This window comes from Micromonospora sp. DT178 (genome assembly GCF_049841695.1).
In the GTDB taxonomy this organism is placed as follows: domain Bacteria; phylum Actinomycetota; class Actinomycetes; order Mycobacteriales; family Micromonosporaceae; genus Micromonospora.
This window is the reverse complement of the sequence record NZ_JBNCKV010000001.1, coordinates 63,691-87,057: the sequence shown is the minus strand read 5'-3', so window position 1 is coordinate 87,057 and position 23,367 is coordinate 63,691. Positions and strand designations below refer to the sequence as shown.

Annotated in this window: 22 protein-coding genes and 1 riboswitch; of the genes, 5 read left to right on the top strand and 17 right to left on the bottom strand. The window is 75.3% G+C overall.

Features of this window, described 5'->3' with window-relative positions; genetic code table 11:
* Positions 1–107: 107 nt before the first annotated feature.
* The 9 genes from ACLQ22_RS00425 to ACLQ22_RS00385 all read right to left on the bottom strand — a co-directional run bounded on the left by ACLQ22_RS00425 (position 108) and on the right by ACLQ22_RS00385 (position 8,907).
* Positions 108–635 carry a DUF6244 family protein gene (locus ACLQ22_RS00425; protein ID WP_425690546.1) on the bottom strand — a complete coding sequence of 176 codons (528 nt, stop codon included), beginning with the start codon at positions 633–635 and terminating at the stop codon, positions 108–110.
* A gap of 366 nt (positions 636–1,001) precedes the next feature.
* The gene (locus ACLQ22_RS00420) at positions 1,002–2,084 is read right to left on the bottom strand and encodes a hypothetical protein (RefSeq protein ID WP_425690545.1); all 1,083 of its coding nucleotides are present in this window, start codon (positions 2,082–2,084) and stop codon (positions 1,002–1,004) included.
* Positions 2,081–2,653, bottom strand: coding sequence for an RNA polymerase sigma factor (locus tag ACLQ22_RS00415; RefSeq protein ID WP_425690544.1), 573 nt, complete (start codon positions 2,651–2,653; stop codon positions 2,081–2,083). Before ACLQ22_RS00415 ends, ACLQ22_RS00420 begins: the two co-directional genes overlap by 4 nt.
* A gap of 115 nt (positions 2,654–2,768) precedes the next feature.
* Positions 2,769–3,131 carry a monovalent cation/H(+) antiporter subunit G gene (gene mnhG, locus ACLQ22_RS00410; RefSeq protein WP_121396912.1) on the bottom strand — a complete coding sequence of 121 codons (363 nt, stop codon included), beginning with the start codon at positions 3,129–3,131 and terminating at the stop codon, positions 2,769–2,771.
* Positions 3,128–3,391 (bottom strand): monovalent cation/H+ antiporter complex subunit F, encoded by a 264-nt coding sequence (locus ACLQ22_RS00405; RefSeq protein ID WP_089002241.1) that lies wholly within the window; start codon positions 3,389–3,391, stop codon positions 3,128–3,130. Before ACLQ22_RS00405 ends, mnhG begins: the two co-directional genes overlap by 4 nt.
* A complete protein-coding gene (locus ACLQ22_RS00400) occupies positions 3,388–4,023 on the bottom strand; it encodes a Na+/H+ antiporter subunit E (protein ID WP_425690543.1) in 636 nt (211 codons plus the stop codon). The genes ACLQ22_RS00405 and ACLQ22_RS00400 overlap by 4 nt, the downstream gene beginning before the upstream one ends.
* Positions 4,020–5,597 carry a Na+/H+ antiporter subunit D gene (locus ACLQ22_RS00395; protein ID WP_425690542.1) on the bottom strand — a complete coding sequence of 526 codons (1,578 nt, stop codon included), beginning with the start codon at positions 5,595–5,597 and terminating at the stop codon, positions 4,020–4,022. Before ACLQ22_RS00395 ends, ACLQ22_RS00400 begins: the two co-directional genes overlap by 4 nt.
* Complete coding sequence (locus tag ACLQ22_RS00390; protein WP_416611961.1) at positions 5,594–6,073, bottom strand: Na(+)/H(+) antiporter subunit C; 480 nt, start codon at positions 6,071–6,073, stop codon at positions 5,594–5,596. Before ACLQ22_RS00390 ends, ACLQ22_RS00395 begins: the two co-directional genes overlap by 4 nt.
* Entirely contained in the window at positions 6,070–8,907 is a 2,838-nt protein-coding gene (locus tag ACLQ22_RS00385) for a Na+/H+ antiporter subunit A (protein ID WP_425690541.1), read from the bottom strand. The genes ACLQ22_RS00390 and ACLQ22_RS00385 overlap by 4 nt, the downstream gene beginning before the upstream one ends.
* Before the next feature lie 304 nt (positions 8,908–9,211).
* Between ACLQ22_RS00385 and ACLQ22_RS00380 the strand changes: the two genes are divergently transcribed.
* Positions 9,212–10,177 carry a hypothetical protein gene (locus tag ACLQ22_RS00380; RefSeq protein ID WP_425690540.1) on the top strand — a complete coding sequence of 322 codons (966 nt, stop codon included), beginning with the start codon at positions 9,212–9,214 and terminating at the stop codon, positions 10,175–10,177.
* 37 nt (positions 10,178–10,214) lie between these two features.
* On the opposite strand, the gene ACLQ22_RS00375 is transcribed toward ACLQ22_RS00380, so the two are convergent.
* A complete protein-coding gene (locus ACLQ22_RS00375; protein ID WP_425690539.1) occupies positions 10,215–11,822 on the bottom strand; it encodes an amidohydrolase in 1,608 nt (535 codons plus the stop codon).
* Positions 11,823–12,024: 202 nt separating this feature from the next.
* Here ACLQ22_RS00375 and ACLQ22_RS00370 point away from each other — a divergent pair, with 202 nt between their 5' ends.
* The 4 genes from ACLQ22_RS00370 (at position 12,025) to ACLQ22_RS00355 (ending at position 16,460) form a co-directional block, all read left to right on the top strand.
* Positions 12,025–12,591 (top strand): sigma-70 family RNA polymerase sigma factor, encoded by a 567-nt coding sequence (locus ACLQ22_RS00370; protein WP_121396919.1) that lies wholly within the window; start codon positions 12,025–12,027, stop codon positions 12,589–12,591.
* An 87-nt stretch (positions 12,592–12,678) separates the two neighbouring features.
* Positions 12,679–13,434, top strand: a complete 756-nt coding sequence (locus ACLQ22_RS00365; protein WP_425690538.1) for a zf-HC2 domain-containing protein — start codon at positions 12,679–12,681, stop codon at positions 13,432–13,434.
* Positions 13,435–13,566: 132 nt separating this feature from the next.
* Positions 13,567–14,190, top strand: a complete 624-nt coding sequence (locus ACLQ22_RS00360; RefSeq protein ID WP_425690537.1) for a copper resistance CopC family protein — start codon at positions 13,567–13,569, stop codon at positions 14,188–14,190.
* 83 nt (positions 14,191–14,273) lie between these two features.
* Positions 14,274–16,460, top strand: coding sequence for a cytochrome c oxidase assembly protein (locus ACLQ22_RS00355; protein WP_425690536.1), 2,187 nt, complete (start codon positions 14,274–14,276; stop codon positions 16,458–16,460).
* A 21-nt stretch (positions 16,461–16,481) separates the two neighbouring features.
* Here the strand turns inward: ACLQ22_RS00355 and ACLQ22_RS00350 are convergent, their stop codons facing one another.
* From ACLQ22_RS00350 to ACLQ22_RS00320, 7 genes are all read right to left on the bottom strand, one after another.
* Positions 16,482–17,249, bottom strand: a complete 768-nt coding sequence (locus ACLQ22_RS00350) for an ABC transporter ATP-binding protein (RefSeq protein WP_425690535.1) — start codon at positions 17,247–17,249, stop codon at positions 16,482–16,484.
* The gene (locus ACLQ22_RS00345; RefSeq protein WP_425690534.1) at positions 17,249–18,400 is read right to left on the bottom strand and encodes a FecCD family ABC transporter permease; all 1,152 of its coding nucleotides are present in this window, start codon (positions 18,398–18,400) and stop codon (positions 17,249–17,251) included. Before ACLQ22_RS00345 ends, ACLQ22_RS00350 begins: the two co-directional genes overlap by 1 nt.
* A 5-nt stretch (positions 18,401–18,405) precedes the next feature.
* Positions 18,406–19,419 carry an ABC transporter substrate-binding protein gene (locus tag ACLQ22_RS00340; RefSeq protein WP_425690533.1) on the bottom strand — a complete coding sequence of 338 codons (1,014 nt, stop codon included), beginning with the start codon at positions 19,417–19,419 and terminating at the stop codon, positions 18,406–18,408.
* Between the two features lie 29 nt (positions 19,420–19,448).
* A riboswitch (cobalamin riboswitch) is annotated at positions 19,449–19,629 on the bottom strand.
* A 77-nt stretch (positions 19,630–19,706) separates the two neighbouring features.
* Positions 19,707–20,432, bottom strand: coding sequence for an ABC transporter ATP-binding protein (locus ACLQ22_RS00335; protein ID WP_425690532.1), 726 nt, complete (start codon positions 20,430–20,432; stop codon positions 19,707–19,709).
* Positions 20,429–21,520, bottom strand: a complete 1,092-nt coding sequence (locus tag ACLQ22_RS00330) for an ABC transporter ATP-binding protein (protein WP_425690531.1) — start codon at positions 21,518–21,520, stop codon at positions 20,429–20,431. The genes ACLQ22_RS00335 and ACLQ22_RS00330 overlap by 4 nt, the downstream gene beginning before the upstream one ends.
* Positions 21,517–22,386: an ABC transporter permease gene (locus ACLQ22_RS00325; protein WP_121396925.1), complete on the bottom strand. Its 870-nt coding sequence runs from the start codon at positions 22,384–22,386 to the stop codon at positions 21,517–21,519. The genes ACLQ22_RS00330 and ACLQ22_RS00325 overlap by 4 nt, the downstream gene beginning before the upstream one ends.
* Complete coding sequence (locus tag ACLQ22_RS00320) at positions 22,379–23,353, bottom strand: ABC transporter permease (protein WP_425690530.1); 975 nt, start codon at positions 23,351–23,353, stop codon at positions 22,379–22,381. Before ACLQ22_RS00320 ends, ACLQ22_RS00325 begins: the two co-directional genes overlap by 8 nt.
* Positions 23,354–23,367 lie beyond the last annotated feature (14 nt).

The following is a 23,367-nucleotide window of genomic DNA, read 5'->3' as shown; positions in this document are numbered from 1 at the left end:
TGTGGGGCTGCGATCAGTAGAAGCGTCACCCGGGGCAGGAGCGGTCGAGGATGTAGCACCGTTGTCGGGAAGGGCGGGGCTGGCCGGTACGGGACCGCCAGCCCCGGTCAGTTTCCCGAGGACCCCAGCTGTCGTGCTTCGGCGACCGCCGTTTCGATGTGTTGCCGGACGGTGCCGGTGCGCTGGGCCACCAGCACCAGGACCTGCTTGATGCTCTCCAGCGTGTGCAGTAGCGGGCCAGGCTGCCCGCCCTGAAGGACCATGGCGACGAGTTGCTGTGTCTGACCGATCTGGGCGATGGTTCCGGCCATCGCGTCGCGTGCGCTGTCCACCGCGGCCTGGACCGGTGTCAGCCCGGAGATCGTCTCCTGTGGGGTGGGTTCGTGCGGGACGCCTGCGGTGGCCTTCGTCGCTTCACCGATCGAACCGGAGAGGCTGCCGAGGCGGCCCTGGATTCCCGTGATCGCGCTGCGCACCCGGGCCATGCCCGCTGCCATGGCGACGAAGCCGGCCCCCACAGCCCGCAGGGCGACCTCCTGCGCCTGGCTGTCAGCGGCGGCCGTCAGTCCCTGCGCTCTTTCGACACCGGTCAGCAGCGCCCGCAGTTCACCGGCGATGTTCTCGAGGTGCGACACGTAGCCGACTTTCCGTCGAAGGCAATGAATGTGCTGGAGAGCTGAAACTACCCGGGGTATCCATTCGGCCACCAGACCTCACCGACAGCGGGCGCCTGCCGTGTGGACCATGACGGCTCGAACCTCGTCGCCGTACCAACCATGGTCCCGGTCCGGGTTCGCGAGGCGCTTCCAGCTTGCCCATGTCCCGCGCCTTGACGTAGGTCGGTGCTGAGCCGGTGGCTCCCACCGCTGCTGACGCGGCGCCCGCCCCGGTTCAGCGACAACACATGACGCCACCGATGGAGCACCACTCGACGCCGGCCTGGACGTTCGGCCGCGCCGGCACTCACGCTGCGAGTGCCGGCGTCGGGACGGTCGAGGCGCTCAGGCGCAGCCCAACCCCTGGGCGTACGCGGGCGGCGGGTTTCCGGCGGCGACCTTGTCGGCGATCTCCCAGAACACCTCCGGCCAGTCGCCCTCGTCGTTCATCTGGTGCAGCACCCGCCAGTTGTGGCTGCTGCGCAGGGCGTCGCCGGCCCGCTGGAGTGCGGCGGCGTCGCCGACCCGCTTCGCGCGTAGCCATTCGGCGATCCATGCGCAGCCGACCCGGGAGGTCACCTGTGCGCCGAACTGGTAGGAGTCGTTGGTGCCGACGTCACCCAGCGCGGTGGGGTCGAAGTTCGGCGGAAGCGGCACGTCGGCGAGCACCTTGGCCGCCTGCTCGTCCACCCGCCCAGGCGTGACGATCTCCGCCGGAAGCGCGGCCAGCCAGGTGCGTACGTCGACGCGGACGATGTCGGCGAGGACCCCGTCGAAGTCGTCCCGGCTCCAGCCTCCTCCGGTACGGAGTTCGACGAAGACACCGTCGCGGGGGCGGAGCATGACCGCGAAGTCGTCGGAGCTGTAGCGGAACAGGTCACCCGGCCAGCCGTCGACCCGTACCGCCTTCGGGGGGCTGACGTTGCGCCGGTCGGCGTGGAAGCCCTCGTACTGTGCGGCCGGGTACCAGTTCATCTCCAACTGGCGCCCACCGCTGCTGAACGCGATGGTGCCCTGCTGCTCGGTGAACCCGTAGACGGTGGTCACCTTCCAGCCCGGCTGGTCGATGAGCAGCCGCGGGTTCCCCTCGGCGGCCTTCATCGCCACGGGCGAGTAGACGACGGGGGCACCCGCGCTGGCGGCGTCCGTGGGAGGGGCCTGGCTGTCGTCCGGACGCTCTCGGAACACGGTGGAGACGGCGAGGACGCTGGTGAGGACGGCGGCGGCGGTCAGCGCGCCGGCGAAGCGGCGGACCGTGCCGCGCCCCATCCGGGAGCGTGGTGGCGGTGATTCGACGACGCGATCGAGCCTCGGCTCAGACATGATCTCCTCCAGGAGGATCTGCTTCGCCCCGTCCAGGTGCCCGACGACATCGGGTCGGTAGGGGTCGGCGTCTCGAACCATCCGGTCGAGGTGCTCCTCGGTCATCGGTCCTCCTTCGGGGTGGGTGCGGTCAGGACGTCGAGTACATGTCCGGGTGGGTCGGGGTCGTCACGGACGAGGTCGCGCAGCCTGGCCCGGGCGCGCGAGAGGCGGGTACGGACCACGGCCGGGCTCACCCGGAGGACCGCCGCCGCCTCACGGGGCTCCAGCCCCTCCCAGACGGTCAGCATCAGCACCTCCCGGTCCAGCTCGCACAGGCGGGCCAGCGCGGCCCGGACGGTGAGCCGTTCCGGCACCTCACTGCCCGGGTCGGCGGCGATCGCGGCCGTGATCCCCTGCCGTAGCCGCTCGCCCAGCCGCTGCCGGCGTCTGCCACTGCGGTGGTGGTTGGCGAGCACACGCCGGGCGACGCCGTACAGCCACAGCCGGGTCTCGGCGTCCGTCGGCATCTCGTGTCTGCGCCGCCAGGCCACGAGGAAGGTCTCCGCGACCACGTCGGCCGCGTCCTCGGGGTGCTCGACGCGCCGCAGGGCGTACGCCAGCAGCGGCTCGAAGCCGTCGGCGTAGACGCGTCGGAAATGGTCCTCGTGCTCGGTCGCGGAGGTCACGTCCATCCCATGTCCGGTCGGACGCCGATCGTGACGGGCCCGGCCCGGAACGGGCCTCGATCCGTCCCCGCGAGTCGTCCCGGCCGGCCGCGCCCCCCGGAGAGCTGCCGCGGCCCTCCGGTCAGGATCGGCCGGAGCTGATGCGGTCCAGGTGGGGCGCGAGTTCGTCGGTGATCAGCAGGTCGCGGCGGATCTCGTCGTGCGGGTAGCCGGCCCGGCCCACCATGTGCGCCGCGACGGGCGCGGTGGCGAGCTGGAAGGCGCCGACGAGCACGAGGGTGGTGATGTCCACCCCCGTACGCAGGCGCAGCGCGCAGCCGAGCAGGACGAGCAGCAGGCCGAGCACCTGGGGCTTGGCCGCCGCGTGCATCCGGGCGAGCAGGTCGGGGAAGCGCAGCAGCGCCGCCCCGGCGGCGACGCAGAGCAGCGCGCCGGCGATCAGGCAGACGCCGGCGGTGACGTCGAGGACGGCGTCGAGCGTCACTTGTCGTTCCTCCGGGCGGCGAACCGGGCGACGCTGACCGAGCCGACGAACCCGAGGATGGCGAGGACGACCAGCACGGGCAGCGCGGTGGCGTCGCGGCTGTAGGCGGCCTCGGTGGCGATGGCGGCGACGACGACGGCGAGCAGGACGTCGGTGGCGACGGCGCGGTCGAGGATGGACGGTCCGCGGATGATGCGGACGAGGGTCAGTCCGACGGCCACGGCGAGCAGCGCGGCGACGGTCACGGCGACGACGGTCAACTGGGTACCCCTTCCGGGTGGGCCGGCTCCGAGAGGCCGGCGGCGTGGGGTTGCGTCACGCGGCGCAGTTCGTCGGGCGAGCCGATGGCGGCGACGATCCGCGCTTCGAGGTCGAGCACGCCCTGCCGGAACCGCTCCACCTCCTCGCGGCTGCGGACGCCGATGACGTGCACGTAGAGGGTGCCGGTCGTCCGGTCGGCCTCGATGATGAGGCTGCCGGGCACCAGGGACAGCGCCTCGGCGGTCAGCGTGAGGTTGAGGTCGGTGTTGACCCGCAGCGGTACGGCGATGATCGCGCTGAGCGGGGGGTGCCCGATCCGCATCGCCAGCCAGGCGATCTGGGCGGAGGCGACCACGAGGTCCCGCAGGAACCGCACCCAGAACCGGGCGAGCGGCACGGGGCGGATCCGCCCGGCGAAGGTCACCGGCGGCAGCGGGAACACCGCCAGCAGCACGACGGAGAGCACCAGCCCGCTGATCACGTTGGCCCAGGAGAGGGTGCCCCACAGCAGGACCCAGACGCTGGTCAGCCCGGTCACGGCGACGATCCGGTTGCGCCGGCGGGCCCTGCGCGTCAGCGGCGGGTTCGCCGGCCCGGTGGGGCCCGTCGGATTCGTCCGGTCACCGGTCACGGGGCACCGTCCGGGAACACGGCCTCGACGTACGGGGTCCGGCGCAGCAGGTCGTCGGCGGCGTCGGTGCTGATGTCGAACAGCGGCCCGGCCACCGCGGTCAGCGCCAGGCCCAGCACCACCAGGGCGGCGGTCGACCCGATCATCAGCCGGGGCAGCACGACGCCCGACCCTTCGGGGTCCGGTGCCCGGCGCGGCTGCTCGGCGCCGTCGGTGCGGGCGGCCCGGACGGCGTCGCCGGCCTCCGGCATGTCCGGGTGCGGGGCGCGCCAGAAGGCGAGGTTCCACACGCGGGCGATGGCGTAGAGGGTGAGCAGGCTGGTGAGCAGCCCGCCGGCGACGAGCGTCCACGCCAGCGCGCCGCCGTCGTCCACGCCGGCCTGGACGAGGCCGAGCTTGCCGAGGAAACCGGAGAACGGTGGGATGCCGGCGAGGTTGAGCGCGGGTACGAAGAACAGCACGGCCAGCAGCGGCGAGAGTCGGGCCAGCCCGCCGAGGCGGTCCAGGGCGGTGCTCCCGCCACGGCGTTCGACGAGGCCGGCGGCGAGGAACAGGGTCGTCTGGATGGTGATGTGGTGCACCACGTAGAAGATCGCCGCGGACAGCCCGAGGGAGGTGCTCAGGCCGACGCCGAAGAGCATGTAACCGATGTGGCTGATGAGGGTGAACGACAGCAGCCGTTTGACGTCGGACTGGGCGACCGCGCCGAGGATGCCCACCACCATCGTCAGCGCCGCCACCACCAGCAGCAGGTCGGCGGTGCGCCCGCCGGGGAACAGCAGCGTCTCGGTGCGGATGATCGCGTACACGCCGACCTTGGTGAGCAGGCCGGCGAAGACCGCGGTGACCGGGGCCGGGGCGGTCGGGTAGCTGTCCGGCAGCCAGGCCGACAGCGGGAACACGGCCGCCTTGATGCCGAAGGCGAGCAGCAGCATCCCCTGCAGCACCAGCCGCAGGTCGTCCGGCAGCGCGTCGAGCCGGTCGACGAGCTGGGCCAGGTTGAGCGTGCCGGTCGCCGCGTAGACCAGGCCGATCGCGACCAGGAAGATCAGCGACGAGAGCAGGCTGACCACGACGTACGTGGTGCCGGCCCGGATCCGGGTCTCCGTGCTGCCGAGGGTCAACAGCACGTAGCTGGCCACCAGCAGGATCTCGAAGCCGACGTAGAGGTTGAACAGGTCGCCGGAGAGGAAGGCGTTGCACACGCCGGCGGTCAGCACGAGGTAGGTCGGGTGGTAGACCGACAGCGGCGTCTCCTCGTTGCCGTCGGCCGTGCCCTGCCCGATCGAGTAGACCAGCACGCAGAGGGTGACGGCGGCGGAGACGACGAGCATGAGCGCGGCGAGCTGGTCGGCGACCAGGACGATGCCCAGCGGCGCCACCCAGCCGCCGACCTCGACGACCAGCGGCCCGTCGACGGAGGAGCGGACCAGCAGCGTGGCCGCCACGGCGACGGTGGCGGCGAGGACCGTGAGGCTGACCCAGCGCTGGGCGCGGGGCCGGCCGACGAGCAGCAGCGTCAGGGCCGCGCCGAGCAGCGGCATCACCACCGGCAGGGGTACGAGCCAGGTCATCGGCCCCTCCCCGCGTCCCCGGCCGGGCTCGCCGTGGCGTCGTCGGCGGGCACGGTGACCAGGGCGACGTCGCCGTCACCGTCTCCGGCGTCGGTGTCGGCGGTGCCCGGCCCCTCGTCCCGGTCGGCCAGCTCCATGATCCGGCGGTCCTCGACGTCGTCCTGCACCTCGTCGTGCCCGTTGAGGTGCCAGCTGCGGTACGCCAGGGCAAGCAGGAACGCGGTCATGCCGAGGGTGATGACGATCGCGGTCAGCACCATGGCCTGGGGCAGCGGGTCGCTCATGTCCCCCTCGGCGGTGGTGCCGACGATCGGCGGCCCGCCGGCCCTGCCGCCGGTGAGCAGCAGGAGGTTGGCGCCGTTGCCGAGCAGGATGACGCCCATCAGCACCCGGGTGAGGCTGCGTTCCAGCAGCAGCGTCACCCCGGCGGCGAAGAGGACACCGACCACGAGGACGTAGGTCAGGTTCGGGTTCACACCAGCTCCTTCGTCCGGTCGTCGGCCTGTTCGGTCTCGCGTTGGTCGGTCTCCTGCTGGCGGTCCATCTCCGCGCCCAGGCTGCGCAGGATGTCCAGGACCAGGCCGACGACGATGAGGTAGACGCCGACGTCGAAGAAGACCGACGTGACGAAGTGGACGTGGCCGAGGACCGGCAGGTGCAGGTCCAGCAGGGCGCTCTGGAGGAACTCCCCGCCCAGCAGCATCGCGGCGACGCCCGTGCCGACCGCGACGAACAGCCCGGCGCCGAGCACCGCGCCGGCGTCGACGGGGGCGGCCCCGTTGAGTTCGGTGCGTCCGCCCGCCAGGTAGCGCACGGCCAGCGCGAGCCCGGCGACCAGCCCGGCGGCGAAGCCGCCGCCCGGGGCGTTGTGCCCGGAGAAGAGCAGGTAGATCGAGAAGAGCACGATGGCGTGGAACAGCAGCCGGGTGACGACCTGGAGGATGACCGACTGTTGGCGGGTGGTGGCGCCGGTGGTGAGCCAGCGGGGCCGCGCCGACTCGGTGCGGCCGACGCCGGGGATGCCCCTGCGCAGGTCGAGGTCCCGGGAGTGGCGGAAGATGAGGCTGGCCACGCCGGTGGCGGCCACCACCAGGACGGCGATCTCGCCCATGGTGTCCCAGGCCCGGATGTCCACCAGGGTCACGTTGACGATGTTCTTGCCGCCGCCGTAGGAGACGGCCTCGTCGGGGAAGTCGACGGAGATCGGGGTGGCGATCCGCGCTCCGGCCGCGACGTACGCCATGCCGGCGGTGACCACGCCCACGGCGACGCCGAGCGCGATGCGACCGCGCCGGCTGGACCGGATGGGCCGCTCGGAGAACTTGGCGGGGAGGTGGCGCAGGACCAGCACGAACATGACGATCGTGACGGTCTCCACCAGGAACTGGGTCAGGGCCAGGTCGGGGGCGCCGTGCAGGATGAACAGCAGCGCGGTGCCGTAGCCGGCGACGCCGACGAGGATCATCGCGGTCAGTCGGCGCCGGGCGCGGGCGGCGGCCACGGCGGCCACGATCACCACCGCGGCGGCGACGGCCTGCAACGGGGTGTCCCACAGCTGGAACCGCTGCGGCCAGGGCATCCCGGCCAGCAGCGCCCCACCCGGCAAGGCGATCAACACCAGCAGGATGACGCCGAGGTAGAACGGGAGGGATCCGCGCTGGGTGGCGCCGGTCAGCTCCACCGCGAGCCGGTCCACGCCGCCGATGAGCCGGTCGTAGACCGCGGCCCCGTCGAAGGGCAGGCGGGCCGCCGGGCCCAGCCGCCCCCGGTGCCGCAGGAGGAACAGCCCCACACCGCCGGCGACCGCCAGCGCCGACAGGCCCAGCGCCAGGGTCGGCCCGTGCCACAGCGCGAGGTGGTAGCCGGGCTCGGCACTCGGGTACAGGTCCGCGTACGGGGCGAGGACCTTGTCGACGGCGGGCGCGAAGAGCCCCGCCGCCAGGCCTGCGGCGGCGAGCACGACGGCCGGCGCGAGGAAGGGCCACCGGACCGGCCGGGCCTGGGTGGCGGGCACGTCGCCTTTGGTGGCGAACGCGCCCCAGACGAAGCGCAGCGTGTACGCCACGGTCAGCGCCGAGCCGAGCACCACGCCGGCGAGCACCACCAGGTCGGCGGTGCCGCCGTGCAGGAACGCCTCGACCGCCGCCTCCTTGGCGACGAATCCGGCCAGCGGCGGAAGGCCGGCCATGGAGGCCGCCGCGAGGCCGGCCACCGCCGCGAGCGCCGGTGCCCGCCGCCCGAGGCCGCTGAGTTCGCGCAGGTCACGGGTGCCGGCGACGTGGTCGACGACCCCGACGACGAGGAACAGGGTGGACTTGAACAGCGCGTGGGCCAGCACCATCGCCGCGCCGGCCAGCGCGGTGTCGCGGGTGCCGGCGCCGAGGACCACCATCAGCAGGCCGAGCTGACTGACCGTGCCGTAGGCCAGCAGCAGCTTCAGGTCGGCCTGCCGCAGCGCCGCCCAGCCGCCGAGGAACATGGTGATCAGCCCACCGGCCAGCAGCACGGGCCGCCACGGCGTGACCCCGACCACGGCCGGTCCCATCAGCGCGACGAGGAACACACCGGCTTTGACCATCGCGGCGGCGTGCAGGTAGGCGCTGACCGGGGTGGGCGCGGCCATCGCGCCGGGCAGCCAGAAGCTGAAGGGGAAGATCGCCGACTTGCTCAGCGCGCCGAGCAGGATCAGCACGAGGGCCACGGCCAGGTAGCCGCCGCCGGGCAGGTCCGTGGCGATCTCGGACCAGCGGTAGGTGCCGGCGTGCTGCCCGAGCATGACGAACCCGGCGAGCATCGCCAGGCCGCCCAGGGTGGTCACCAGCAGCGCCTGCATGGCGGCGCGCCGGCTGGCGCGTCTGGTGGGGTCGCTGCCGATCAGCAGGTAGGAGAGGACGGTCGTCAGCTCCCAGAACACGTACAGCAGCAGCAGGTCGTCGGAGACCACCAGGCCGAGCATCGCCCCGGCGAAGGCGACGAAGACGGCCGCGAAGCGGCCCAGGCCCGGGTCGTCGGAGCGGAAGTAGCGGGCGCTGTAGGCGAGCACCAACGCCCCGACCCCGCCGACGAGCACCACCATCAACCAGGCCAGGGTGCCCATCCGCAGGGCGATCTCCAGGCCGAGCTGCGGGACCCAGGTGACCGTCTCGACGACCGGGGTGCCGGAGCGGACCGTCCCGGTCCGGGTCAGCGCCCAGACCAGGGTCGCGGCCGGGGCCAGGGCCACCAGGTAGAGGGCCCGTCGCCCCCAGATACGTATCAGTCCCGGGGCGATCACGGCTGCGAGTGCGTGGACCGCCACCAGAACCAGCACATACCCTCCCCAGAGCTCGACAGCCGGTTAGCCAACCCTAACCGGTAAGGAGCGAATCTGCATATTGCCGATACGGGGTCGGCGGCGTGCCCGCGCCCGCCGAGCGGTCGTCGACCTCCCGCGCGCGGAGATCCACGGCGGCCGATGTGACGGCGTCGTCGCCCGCGCTCCCCCTGCCTATCATGATCAGGAGGCGATCGCCCACCCTCCGGATACCCTTGGCGGCCTGGCGAACAGGGCGGACGACGCGCACCCGGGCACGCCGGACGACGCCCGAGATCGAAGACGACGGATGGGTGGGACGATGCGGAGTGGGTTGCTGGTGTCGACCCGGACGGCGCTCGCCGGGGCGACGGGCAACGCCCTCGTGATGGGTGTGGCCGAGGTGAGCACGCCGCTCGGCTGGGTGCTGCTTCCGGGGCTGCTCGGCGTGTCCACCCGCCCCCGGGTGGCGGCGCTGGTCTCTGCCTGGGCGGCCGCCCTGCTGGCGGCGTCCGTGGTCGTCCCCGTCGTACCCGGGCACCGCGCCGACCCGTGGGCGCTCGGCGCCTCCGTGGCGAGCCTGGCCGCCGTACCGCTGCTGGCCTGGGCCAGGCGACGCCGCGAGGAGCGCGCGGTCGCCCGCGTGCCCGCGCCGCGCGACGTCGCCGTGTTCACCATGCCCGCCGGCACGGGCCGCGCCGCGCTGGCCGTCTGCCGCGCCCCGGGGGAGGTCGCCGCGGCGGTACCGCTGCGCCGGGGCGGCCTGCGCGTCCTCGTCGGCGTGGCGCACGGCGCCACCCTGGCCCGCCCGGAGCACACCCGGGCGCTGGAGTCGGCCTTCCGCGACGAGGCCCTGCGCGGCGGAGGATCGCTGCCGCGGATCGCCGGGGCCCTCGACCACCTCGTGCGGGACATCGCCCCGGGCGGCTACCTCGCCGCCACCCTGGTGGAGGTCTCCCCCGACGGGCGCGTCACCCTGCTGCGCCGCGGCGGCCCGGACGTCGCCGCGCACGCCGGGGACGCGACCCGTCCCGGGGACCTGCCCGACGCCGGCCCGCTCGGCCTGGCCGGGACGGTGCCGACGAGCGTGGCGGAGGCGCCGGCCGGCGCCCGGCGACTGGCGGTCGCCCCGGCCGCCGACGGCGCCGGATCGCGCCGGCTGACCGACGAGGCGCTGCGCTCCCCGCGTGCCGCGGACGCCGTGGTCGCGCTGACCCGACGCCCCGGCGGCGGTCGCCGGAGCGGCCCGGCGCTGGTGGTCGACCTGCGGCCCGAGCGGCCCGCCTGACCGCCGGCCCCGCCCCGGCGGCCGGCGGCGGGTCCGGTCAGCGCTGCCAGCGCACGACCCCGCCGACCACGGTGAGCGCCACCGTGAGGTCGCGCAAAGCCGCCGGCTCGACCCGGTACGGGTCGGTGGGCAGCGCGATGAAGTCCGCGAGCATCCCCGGGGTCAGCCGCCCCTTGAGGTGCTCCTCGTAGGAGGCGTACGCGCCGGCCTCGGTGAAGCAGCGCAGCGCCGTGTCGAGATCCACCCGCTCGTGCGGGTCCACGCCGCCGGGCGGGGTGCAGTCGGGCTGCTGCCGGGTCACCGCGGCGTGGATGCCGAAGAACGGATCCGGGTCCTCCACCGGGGCGTCCGAACCGAACGCCACCGTCGCGCCGGCGTCCAGCAGGCTGCGCCAGGCGTACGAGGCGAGGTCCCGGCCGGCGAGCATCCGGCTGGTCAGGGGGATGTCGCTGGTGCAGTGGGTGGGCTGCATCGAGGCGGTCACGCCCAGCCGGGCGAGCAGCGGCACGTCCGCCGGGCGCAGGTGCTGGGTGTGCTCGATCCGGTGCCGCAGCCGCCGTACCGCCCCGGCGACCGTCGGGTTGGTACGCGCCGACTCCTGCCAGTTGGCGTACGCCCGCAGCACCATCTGGTTCGCCGCGTCGCCGATGGCGTGCGCCGCGACGGCGATGCCGGCCCCGGCCGCCTTCGCCACCAGCCGCTCGAACTCCTCCGCCGGGGTGACCGCGATGCCGTGGTTGTGCGGCTCGCCCTCGTACGGCTCGGTCATCAGGCACGTGTGCGAGCCGAGCGCCCCGTCGGTGAAGATCTTGACCGGGCCGGTGCTGAGCCAGCGGTCCCCGTCGCCGGTCGCCCAGCCCCGGTCGATCACCTCGTCCAACGCGGTCGACGGGATGGACTTGTGCACCCGCAGCGGCAACTCGCCCCGGGCGTACAGGGTCTCGTAGGCGGCCCGGCAGTCCATACCGTCGAGGTCGTGGATGCTGGTCAGGCCGACGGAGAGCAGCCGGGGCAGGTGGGTACGCAACTGCGCGACCAGGTCGCCGGCGAGCGAGGAGCGCATGACGTCGTACGCCGCGTCCCCCGCCGCCTCCCGCAGGATGCCGGTCGGCTCGCCGCGTTCGTCGCGGACGATCTGCCCGCCGACCGGGTCGGGGGTGTCGGCGTCGATGCCGAGCCGGCGGAGGGCGGCCGTGTTGACCCAGGTGGTGTGCCCGTCGATGCTGGGCAGCACGGCGGGCCGGTCCGGGCAGACGCGGTCCAGCTCGGCCCGGGTCGGCTGCACCGGCCGGTCCCACTTGTGGCTGTCCCAGCGTCCCCCGAAGAGCCAGGCGTCGGGCGGCAGGGTGGCGGCGTGCCGCCCGATCCGCGTCAACGCCTCGTCGAGGCTCGTCGTACCGCGCAGGTCCACCTGCTCCAGGCCGCGCACGTAGAGCGCCGAGTGGAGGTGGCTGTCGATCAGCCCGGGCAGCACGGCCATCCCGGCGAGGTCGACCCGGCGCGCCCCGGCGCCGGCGCGGTCGCGGCACTCGTCGAGGTCTCCGACGGCGACGATCCGCTCGCCGCGTACCAGCATCGCCTCGGCGTGCGGGCGGGCGGGGTCGAGCGTGTGGATCCGGGCGTTCTCGAAAACCGTACCGGTCATGGGCTGCCTGCTTCGACGGTCGGGCGGGGGCCGTCCATGCTAGACAGCCCCGGCGACGGGCGCGGTGGCACCCGGAGGCGGGACGTCGGGGAGGGCCACCACCGGGCCGCCTGCGGTACGCTGCCGACCAGTCACTACTACGACCTGTCGTGATTGTCGTCGGGGGCACCCGCTCTCCGGCGGCCCGACACGGAGGTGCCGGATGGCTGACGACGCGGAGCTGACCGCGTGGGCGCTGGCCGCCGGCCGGGGTGACCGGGCGGCCGCCGCCTGCTTCGTTCGGGCGACGCAGCAGCAGGTCCGCCGCTTCCTCGCCGCGCTGGTCGCGCCCCGCGAGGCGGACGACCTGACCCAGGAGACCTTCCTGCGGGCGATGCGGTCGCTGCCGTCGTACGCCGGGCGCTCCTCGACGCGGACGTGGCTGCTCGCCATCGCCCGCCGGGTCGCGGCGGACCACGTCCGCACCGTGACGTCACGGCCGCGCACGGTGCCGATGCCGGACGGGTACGACGTCCCCGACCCGGCGCGCAGCGGCTTCGACCGGCAGGTCGTGCTCGAACGCCTCATCGCGGCGTTGCCCAGGGACCGGCGGGAGGCGTTCGTCGCCACCCAGGTTCTCGGCCTGTCCTACGCCGAGGCAGCGGAGGTGTGCGGCTGCCCGGTGGGCACCATCCGCTCCCGGGTGGCCCGGGCCCGGGAGGATCTGGTCGCCGCCGTGCGCAGCTGGTCGGAGCCGGACACGGGCCGGGGCGGCGACGCCACCGGCTGAGCCGCCTGCCCGCCCTGACCTGCGGGAAGGCGATGGTCCACGAAACCGCGCGGGAACCAACGACGGGTCCGGGACGACTACCGGTACATGGGGTGTGAGCAGTGGCGTGAGGTGCTGTCGGCGCAGTTGGACGGGGAGGAGACCGCGGCCGAGCGGACGGCGGTGGCGGCCCACCTGGCCGGCTGCGGCGGCTGCCGGACGTGGTACGACCGGGCCACGGCGGTGACCCGCCGGGCCCGACTGTCGGTCGCCGTCGCCGGTGACGACCGCACCGACGTCATCCTCGGCGCGCTGCCCACCCCCGCTCCGCGTCGCCGGCGGGAGCGGGTCGTGCTCACCCTGCGGGCGGTCCTGGGGCTGGTCGGGGCACTGCAACTCGTGCTGGGCCTGGCGCAGATCGGGCGCGGCACGGCGAGCGCCCACGCGCACGCGGCGGCCGGCGGGCTGATGTCGGGGCACCTGTGGCACGAGTCGGCGGCGTGGAACGTCGCCGTGGGCGCGGGTTTCCTCTTCGTCGCGGCCCGGCGCACGCCGCCGACCGGGCTGGTGCCGATGTTGAGCGCCTTCGTCGGCATGCTTGCGCTGCTCTCGGTCAACGACCTGCTGACCGGGCGGGTGGACACCGCCCGGCTGGTCAGCCACGGTTTCCTGCTCGCGGGCTACGTCATCGTCGTCGCCATGTCCCGCCCGGGGCTGCGCCCCGACGGCCCGGCGCGGCGCAGCCGTCCGGACGAGCCCCGCTGGAGCCTGCCCGCCGACGAGCCCACGGAGTCGCCGGGGCTGCGGCTGCTCCCGTCGCCGTATCCCGGCTCCGCGCGCGTCTCCGACCGCCGCGCGGCCTGACCGGGCTCCGGGCCGAGGTGCCCGCCCGGGTCGGAACATCCCCGGCTCCCCGCCCGGCCTGCCCCGAGGGCGGCTGCCTCGGCCGCCGACCGCTCGGCTGACCACCACCACCATTCAGGAGAAGCACCAGACATGCACACCCGGTTCCGCCGCCCGACCGCCGCGGCCCTCGTCGCCGCCGCGCTGGCCGCCGCCGCGCTGCTGCTCGTACCGGCCGCCCCCGCCGCCGCGCACAACACGCTGCGGGCCGCCAGCCCCGCCGAGGGCGACCGCCTGACGACCCCGCCGACGAAGCTCACGCTGGAGTTCGCCCAGCGGCTCGACCCGACCTTCACCACCATCGCGCTGACCGACGCCGCCCGGCGGAAGGTCCCCACCGGTGCGCCCGCCGTCGACGGGACGAAGGGCACGGTGACCGTCGACGAGACGCTGGGCGAGGGCACCTACACCGTGGCCTACCGGATCGTCTCCGCCGACGGGCATCCCGTGCAGGGGTCGTACCGGTTCACCGTCGCCGGCGGCGTCGACACCGCCGGCGGGGCGACCGCCACCCCGCCGACCGCCGCCGCATCGTCCGCCACCGCACCGACGGCCGCCACCGCGCCGCCGGCCGCCGTGTCGGTCGGACCCGCCGCCGCCTCGGCGACCGGCTCGGGCGGCCCCGGGACGGGCGCCGTGCTGCTGGCCGCCGGGGTCCTGGTGGCCGTCCTCGGCGGGGGCGCGCTGCTGCTGCGCCGGCGCCGCGAGACCCGCTGACCGGCAGCACCCCGACCCTCGGAGCCCCGGCACCTGCCCAGGGCCGCGAACCGCCGCCCTCCCCGAACCCAAGGGACACCGACGTGCCAGACACCACTTCCCGCCCCGCCCAGCCCGTCCGGGGCCCGGGCGCCGAGCCCGTGGCGACTACGGCGGGTGACGCCAACGTGGACGACCGGCTTGCCGCCGTCGCCCCGGTCGCGGCCACGCCCGGCCCCGACCTCCGTCCCGGCTCCCGGGGGCGTGGCGGGTGGCTCGTACCCGTCGCGGCCGTGGCGTCGGCGGTGGCCGTACTCCTGCTCGGCCTGCGTGCCGGCGACGCGCTCGCGGTCGCGATCCCCGGGCTGCCCGACCCGGGGCCGGTCACGACGTGGGCGCTGCCCGTGGTCCGGCTGCTCGCCGACGGCCTCGCCACCCTGACGGTCGGCATGGTGGTGACGGCGGCCTTCCTGCTGCCCGGCGACGGGCGCAGCGTCTCGGCGTACGGCTGGCTGCTGCTGCGCCGCGCGGGCGCGGCGGCGGCGGGCTGGGCGGTGACCGCGGTGACGCTGATCGTGCTGACGGTCTCGGACCTGCTCGGCGTCCCCGTGGACGAGCTCGGCGTCCCCACCGTGGTCAGCTTCGCCTCCTCGATCTCGCAGGGGCGGGCGCTGCTGCTCCAGGCGGGGCTGGCGCTGGCGGTGGCGGTGCTGGCCCGGGTGGGCGTCTCGCGTGGGCTCGCCGCCGCGACGGCGTTGATCGCGCTGGTCGGGGTGCTGCCGCCGGCGTTCACCGGGCACGCCGCCGGGGCGGGCAACCACCAGATCGCGGTGTCCAGCCTCGCCCTGCACGTGCTGGCCGCCGCCCTCTGGGTCGGCGGCCTGGTGGCGCTGCTGATGGTCCGCCGCAGCCGGCAACTGGCCGACGCCGCCGGCCGGTACGGCCGCCTCGCCCTGGGCTGCTTCGTGGCCGTCGCGGTGAGCGGAACGGCCAACGCCGCCGTACGCCTCGGCGACGTCTCCCAGCTCTGGCAGTCCCGGTACGGCTGGCTGGTCCTCGGCAAGCTCGTCGCCCTGGCGGTCCTGGGCACCCTGGGCGCCGTGCACCGGTCGCGGACCCTGCCGGCCCTGCGCGCGGGCCGGCGCGGCGCGTTCGCCCGGCTGGCCGCCGGCGAGGTGGTCGTGTTCGCCGCCACCGTCGGGCTGGCGGTGGCGCTGTCCCGCAGCCCCACCCCGGTGGCGCAGGACCCCCTCGACGCCGACCCGATCACCGAGCTGCTCGGCTTCCCGATGCCCGCCGCGCCGACCCCGGAACGCCTGGTGGGCCAGCCGCTGCCGGACATGTTCTTCCTGACCCTCACCGTCCTCGGCATCGGCGGTTACCTGGCCGGGGTGTGGCGGCTGCACCGGGCCGGGCACCGCTGGCCGCTGGCCCGGACCGCGAGCTGGTCGGCCGGTCTGCTGCTGCTGGCCGCCGTCACCAACCTGGGCGTGGCCCGCTACGCGTACGTGCTGTTCAGCGCCCACATGGTGCAGCACATGGTGTTGTCGATGCTGGTGCCGATCCTGCTCGTCGGCGGCGCCCCGGTCACCCTCGCCCTGCGCGCCCTGCGCCGCCCCACCGACCCGCAGGTCCGTGGGGCCCGGGAGTGGCTGCTGCTGGCGCTGCACAGCCGGCCCGCGAGGCTGCTCACCCACCCCCTGGTCGCGCTGGGCATCTACGCCGGCAGCCTCTTCGGTCTCTACCTCAGCGACCTGCTCGGCGCGCTGATGCGCTCCCACCTCGGGCACCTGGCCATGCTCACGCACTTCGTGGTCGCCGGGTACCTGCTGTTCTGGGTGCTCATCGGGGTCGACCCGGGCCGGCCGAGGCTCGCCCACCCCCTCCTGGTGATCATCCACCTCGCGTCGATGATGGCGCACGGCTTCTTCGGCCTCGTGCTGATGCAGACCACCAGCCTCATCGCCCCGGACTGGTACGTCGCCGTGCACCCGGACTGGGCGTCGTCGCTGATGGAGGACCAGCGGCTGGGCGCGGGCATCGCCTGGGCGTTCGGGGAGATCCCCGCCGCGGTCGTCCTGGTCGTGCTGGTCCGCCAGTGGATCCGCGCCGACCGGCGGGAACAGGCCCGCCTCGACCGGGCCGCCGCCCGCGCCGAGGCCACCGGCGAGCCGGACGACCTGGCCCGCTACAACTCCTTCCTGGCCGCCGCCGGCCGCGCCGATCCCGCCGGCCCTGATGGTTCCGCCGCCCCCGGCGACGGTCGGGTCCGACGCGCGGGGCCCGACTGAGGGCGCCTCACGCGGCGACGGTCATGGCGCGGGCGGGTGGTAGGTGATGGCGGGCCGCCCGGTGCCCGGGTGCGTCGCGACGTCGGCCCGCACCCCGTAGACGTCGGCGAGCAGCCCGGGGGTGAGGACCTCGGCGGGCGTACCGGCGGCGACGACCCGCCCGGCGGCCAGGACGACCACCGCGTCGCAGAACATGGCGGCCAGGTTGAGGTCGTGCAGCGCGGCCAGGGTGGTGACCCCGGAGCGGCGGACCAGGTGCAGCAGGTGCAGCTGGTGGCCGATGTCGAGGTGGTTGGTGGGCTCGTCGAGCAACAGCAGCAGCGGTTGCTGGGCCAGGGCGCGGGCCAGCTGCACCCGCTGCCGCTCGCCGCCGGAGAGGGTGTGCCAGCGGCACCCGGCGTACCCGTCCAGGTCCACCCGGGCCAGCGCGTCGGCCGCCGCGGCGCGGTCGGCGCCGCTGTCGGACCAGCGCGAGCCGCGGTGGGGCGTACGGCCGAGCAGCACCACCTCGCCGACGGTGAGGTCCAGGTCCGTGTCGGCGTGCTGGGCGAGCAGCGCCGTCCGGCGGGCCAGCGTGACCCGGGGCAGGGCGGCGACGTCGTCGCCGCCGACCGTGACCAGCCCGGCGTCCGGCGCGGCGAGCCGGGCGACGATCCGCAGCAGGGTGGTCTTGCCGCAGCCGTTGGGGCCGAGCAGCCCGACGAGGCTGCCCGCCGGCACCGCGCAGGTGACGTCGTCGAGGATCCGCCGGGCCGCGACGGACCAGGACACGCCGGTGACGGTGAGCATCAGCCACGCACCTTCCGGCGGTGCAGCAGGACCACGAAGGCGGGCACCCCGAGCAGGGCCGTCAGCACGCCGACCGGCAGCTCCCGGGGCGCGAAGAGGGTCCGCGCGGCGGTGTCCACCCAGACCAGGAAGATCGCCCCGGCGAGGACGACGACGGGCAGCAGGCGCCGGTGGTCCGCCCCGGTGAGGAACCGGGCGGCGTGCGGCAGGATCAGCCCGACGAAGCCCACCGCGCCGCTGACGGCGACCAGCGCCGCGGTGAGCAGCGCGGTGGCGACCAGCAGCAGCCACCGGACCCGGGCGACGGGGACGCCGAGGGTCGCCGCGGCGTCCTCGCCGAAGGCGAACGCGTTGAGCGTGCGGGCGTACGCCGCCACCAGGGCGAGCACGGCGGCCAGGACCGGCGCGGCCCAGGCCAGGGCGGCCCAGTCGACGCGGGCCAACGAGCCGGAGAGCCAGAACGTGATGCTCTGGGTGGCGTGCGGGTCGGCGACCCAGATGATGACGAACGAGGTCGCCGCCCCGCAGAGCTGCGCGACGGCCACGCCGGCCAGCACCACCCTGGTGGGGGCCAGTGCCGCCCGCCGGCCGGCCACCGCGGCCACGACCGCGAACGCGGCCAGTGCCCCGGCGAAGGCGCCCCCGGTGAGCGCGGCGACCCCACTGCCGAAGCCCAGGACGAGGACCGCGACCGCGCCGAGCGACGCCCCCGAGGAGACCCCGAGCAGGTACGGGTCGGCCAGCGGGTTGCGGGTGACGGTCTGCATCACCGCGCCGACGGCCGCCAGTCCGCCTCCCACGGCGGCGGCCCCGAGCACCCGGGGCAGGCGCAGCCGCCAGACGATGTGCTCGCGCAGCAGCGGCACCTCGGCGTGCGGGAGTCCCAGCCGGTCGGCCACGACCGACCAGACCGTCGACACGGGGATGTCGGCCGGCCCGACGGTGACGGCCACCCCGATCGACACGACCAGCCCGGCCAGCAGGGCGACCAGCAGCACCACCAGGCCGAGCGGGTTGGCCGCCCGGACTCCGGCGGGGGTGGCGCGGTCGGCGGACCCGAGGGCGGCGCGGTCGGCGGACCCGGGGCCGGCGCGGCGGGTCGGGTCGGGGGCGGTGCGGCGGGCTGGTCCGGGGCCGGCGCGGCGGGCCACGGCGGTCAGCGGTCCGCCCCGGCGGGGAGCTGCGCCACGCCCGCGGCGAGCGCCTCGACGCCCAGCACGACGCGCACCCCGGCGGAGGTGGAGGAGAACGGGATGACGACGAACCGTTGCCGGGCCACCGCCGGCAGCTCCTTCAGGCCGGGGTGGCGGGTCAGGAAGGCCCGCTTCGCGGCGGCCGCGTCCCAGCCCGCGTCGACCAGCACGATCACGCCGGGGTCGCGGTCCACGACCGCCTCCCAGCTGGTGTCGGCCCAGCCGCCGGTGAGGTCGCCGAACACGTTGCCCACCCCGACCGCCGACATGATCATGTTGGGGCTGCCGCAGCAGGCGCCCACGCTCGGGGCGTCGGCGCCGGCGTCCCACCAGAGCACGGACACGTCCCGCGCGCCGCCGATCCGGGCGGCGGCCGTCGCGATCCGGGCCCGCTGGTCGGCGATGAGCTTCTCGGCCCGCTCCGGCACCCCGAAGACGGCCGCCACGTCCCGGATCTCGGCGAACACGTCCTCGACGGTCAGCTTCGCCGGCCGGTGCTGCTTCGGGCACCCGGCCGGCGAGAGGTACGTGCCGATGCCGAGCCCCGCGAGCGCGGCGCGGTCGCCGACGCCCTCGTCGCCGAAGGCGCTGTGGAACGAGGCGTAGACGAAGTCCGGCGCCGCCTCCAGCAGCTTCTCCTTCGCCGGGTACCTGTCCGACAGCACCGGCACGGCGGCGTACGCGGCGGCGTGCTCCGGCAGGATCGCGTCGTCCAGGTACGCCGTGCCGGCCATCCGGTCGGCGAGGCCGAGCGCCAGCATGATCTCCGTGGCGGGCTGGTTCAGGGTCACCGCCCGCTCGGGCGGGGCGGCGACGGTGACCGGCGTACCGCAGTTGGTCAGCGCGACCGGAGCGGCGGACGGCGGGGGCGTCGTGGCCGGGGCGTCCGTGGCGCACCCGGCGAGCAGGACGACGAGGACGGACAGGGGCGCGGCAACGCGCCGGGACAGGGTGGACCGCACTGCGCGCACGCGCATCGGGACCGCCTTCCAACACCTCGTGGACGGGTCATCGCAGTGCCGTGGCCGGTCTCCTGGCTGACGGGAGGTGCGTCCGTGGCCGGCCTTCCCAGGCGGGTTACGCCCAGTGACCTCGTACGACGAGGGCCGCGAACTTCCCGATCACAGTGGCGAGGGCCGCACCGGTCTTGCACCGGCTTCCCGAGCACCACGGCAGCGTCACCCTAGCCGCCGACCGCCCCGAAAGTCACGTGACGAACACCGTCAGGGACGGTCCGCCGGGGGCTGTCGGGAGGGCGCGCCGGTCAGGGCTGCGCGGCGGTCGGCAGGTCGACCACCCGGGTGGCCCAGCGGGCCATCAGCGCCGGGTCGTGGGTGATGAGCAGCACCCCGGCGGCGTGCTGCCGCTGGTAGTCGGTGATGACGGCCGCGAGGTGCGCCTGGGTGGAGGCGTCGAGCATGGCGGTGGCCTCGTCGCAGAGCAGGTAGTCGGGCCGGTGCACGAGCGCGCGGGCGAGGCAGGCGCGTTGCAGCTGCCCGTCGCTGACCGCGTGCGGGCGGCGGGCGAGCAGGTCGGGCGTGAGGCCGACGAGGTCGGCCAGCTCCGCCGCCCGGGCCCGCGCCGGTTCCTCGGGCGTGCCGGTGGCGCGCAGCGGCTCGGCGATGATGTCGGCGAGGCCCAGCCGGGGATCGGTGGCGGCGCGGGGGCTCTGGAACAGGATCGCGACCCGGGTACGGACGGCGGCGGGCACCCGGTGCCGGGAACCCGCAACCCGGTGGCCGTCGAGGGTGACGTGCCCGGCCTCGGGGGCGTGCAGCAGGGCCAGCACCCGGGCGAGGGTGGACTTGCCGCTGCCCGAGGGCCCGCGCAGGCCGACCGTCTCGCCGGGCGCGACGCGCAGGTCGACGCCGTCGAGGACGCGCCGGCCGCCGTAGGAGACCGCCACCTCGTGGGCCGCGAGGGCGGTGCTGGTCGTGCCGGCGCTCCCGGCGGTGCTGGTCATGCCGGCGCTCCCGGCGGTGCTGGTCATGCCGGCGCTCCGAGGGTCAGCGGGTGGTGGCAGGCGACTCTGCCCGGTCCACCCGCCGGGGGTGCGGGCGGGGTGCGGCAGACGTCGGTGGCGCGGTCGCAGCGCGGGGCGAAGGCGCAGCCCGGAGGCAGGTCGGTGAGCATCGGCGGATGGCCGGGGACCGGCCGGAAGGCCCGCTCGGGCAGGGCGTCGAGCAGGCCGGCGGTGTACGGGTGGGCGGGCACCGCGAACAACTCGGCCGTCGGCCGCCGTTCCACGATCCGGCTGGCGTACATGACGGCGACCGTGTCCGCGACCCGGCGGGCGGCGGCCAGGTCGTGGGTGATGAGCAGGACGGCGCCGCCGGCGTCGCAGCGGCGACGCAGCAGGTCGAGGGTGTGGTCGACCAGGGGCCGGTCGAGGCCCGTGGTGGGTTCGTCGGCGAGCAGCAGCGGCGGGTCCGGGGCGAGGGCGAGGGCGGTGGCCAGGCGCTGGGCCATGCCGCCGGAGAGTTCGTGCGGGTAGCGGTCGAGGTCGGCGGGGTCGAGACCCACCTCGGCGGCGACCCGCTCGGCCGCCGCGGGCGCCTCGCGCCGGGTGTGCCCGTGGGCGCGCAGGGTCTCCTCCAGCAGCCGCCGGCCCGTCCGTACGGGGGTCAGGGCGGTGGCGGGGCTCTGCGGCACCAGCCCGACCGCGCGGCCGCGTACGACGCGGGCGAGGTGGCGCTCGGAGGAGCCGACCAGGTCGACCTGCGCCCCGGTGGGCGGGCGCAGGCGGGCGTGCCCGGTGACGGTGGCGTTGCCGGGGAGCAGGCCGAGCAGGGCGTGCGCGAGCACCGACTTGCCGCAGCCGGACTCCCCGACAACCGCCAGGAGCTCGCCCGGGTGGACGGTCAGGTGCAGGTCGGTGACGGCCTGCACGACGGCGTCGCGGAGCTGGAAGCGGACGGTCAGCCCGTCGACCTCCAGCAGGCCGGGCCGACCGTCGGCGGCGGTGCCACCCGGGCCGGCGCTGCCGGCGGTCTCGCCGGTGCCGGCGGTGCCACCCGGGCCGGCGTTGTCGGCCGGGGCGATGGTGTCGGCGGGGGCGGGCTCGCGGATGGTGGTCACAGGTTCAGCTCCGCTCGTACGCGCGGGTCGAGGCGGTCGCGCCACCGGCCCGTGAGGGCCGCCAGGGCCAGCGTGACGACGACGAGGAGCAGGCCGGGCACGATGCTGGCCCACCAGGCGCCGGTGAGCAGGGACCGCTGCCCGTCGTTGATCATGTTGCCGATCGAGGCCAGGTGCGGGGGCAGGCCGAGGCCGAGGAAGGACAGCGCGGTCTCGTGCCAGACGGCGTGCGGCACCATCAGCGTGGTGGCCAGCGCCAACCGGGGCAGCACGTGCGGAAGCAGGTGCCGGGTGATCACCCGGGCCCGGCTGGCGCCGCCGGAGATCGCGGCGTCGATGAACGGCCGGGTGCGCAGGCTGAGCAGCTCGGACCGGACGATGCGGGCGGTGGAGAGCCAGTGCGTCAGCCCGATCGACAGGATCACCGCGCCCAGGCTCGGCCGCAGCATCGCGACGATGAAGATGCCCAGCAGCAGGTGCGGCAGCGCAGCGATGGTGTCGACCACCCGCATCAGCACGCGGTCGACCCAGCCGCCGAGGGTGCCGGCCACCGCGCCGACGAGGCCGCCGATCACGGTGGCGACGAGCGCGGCGACCGCGCCGACGAGCAGCGAGACCCGCAGGCCGTAGAGGCTGCGGTGGGCCACGTCGCGGCCGAGGTCGTCGGTGCCGGCCGGGTGCGCCCAGGAGGGCGCGAGCCGGGTCCGGGCCAGGTCCACCGCGCTCTCGTCGAGCGGCCAGAGGACGGGGGCGAGGAGGCAGGCCAGGCCCGCGCCGACGAGCACGGCCCAGGCGACGGCGGCGCCGACCCGGCCCGTACGCGGCTTCGGCCGCCGGACCCGCAGGGGCAGGGCGAGGTCAGTCATCGAGGCGTACCCGGGGATCGGCGGCGGCGTAGGCGAGGTCGGTGCCGAGGTTCGCGGCCAGCACCACGACGGTGGTGGCCAGGGTCGTGGCGGCCAGCAGCGGGAAGTCGCTGCCCAGCGCGCCCTGCACGGTGACCGCGCCGAGGCCGGGCAGGGAGAACACGGTCTCCACCAGGACGGCGCCGCCGATCAGCTCCGGCAGGTGGGTGCCGACGAGGGTGAGGAACGGCAGCAGCGCGGTACGCAGGGCGTGGCCGAACAGGACGGTGCGGCCGGGCAGGCCCCGGGCCCGGGCGGCGAGGACGTGGTCGTCGCGGAGGCTGTCGGCGACGGCGTCCCGGATGAACAGGACGAACCACGGCATCTGGGCGATCGCCAGCACGCCCACCGGCAGGATCAGGTGCCGGGCCACGTCGACGGGGTCGGTGCCGGTGGCGGTGATGTCGGTGAGCCCGCCCGCCGGCAGCCAGCCGAGGGTGAGGGCGAACAGGGCGATCGCGGCCAGCCCGATCCAGAACACCGGCATCGACTGCACGGCGTACGCGGTGGCGCGCAGCGCCCGGTCGAACCAGCCGCCACGCCGGTACGCGGCCAGCGTGCCCAGCAGCAGGCTCGCCACGAGGACGAGGGCGAGTGCGGCGCCGACGAGCAGCAGGGTCCAGCCGGCACGGGCGGCGAGCACGGAGGTGACCGGCTCGTGGCGGCTGGTGGACCAGCCCAGGTCGCCCTGGAGCAGGTTGCCCACCCAGCGCAGGTACTGCACCGGCAGCGGGTCGTCGACACCCCAGTTGGCGCGGATCTGCGCCAGGTTCTCCTCGCTGGTGGTGAACGCCGCCGCGCCCGCGTACTGCTGGGCGGGGTCGATGGGCGAGGCCGCGCCGAGGGCGAACATGCCGACGCTGGTGGCGGCGAGGATGGGCACGGCCACCAGCAGCCGTCGGCGGACCACCGCGCCGGCTCCCGCCATCCGGCGCGTCCGAC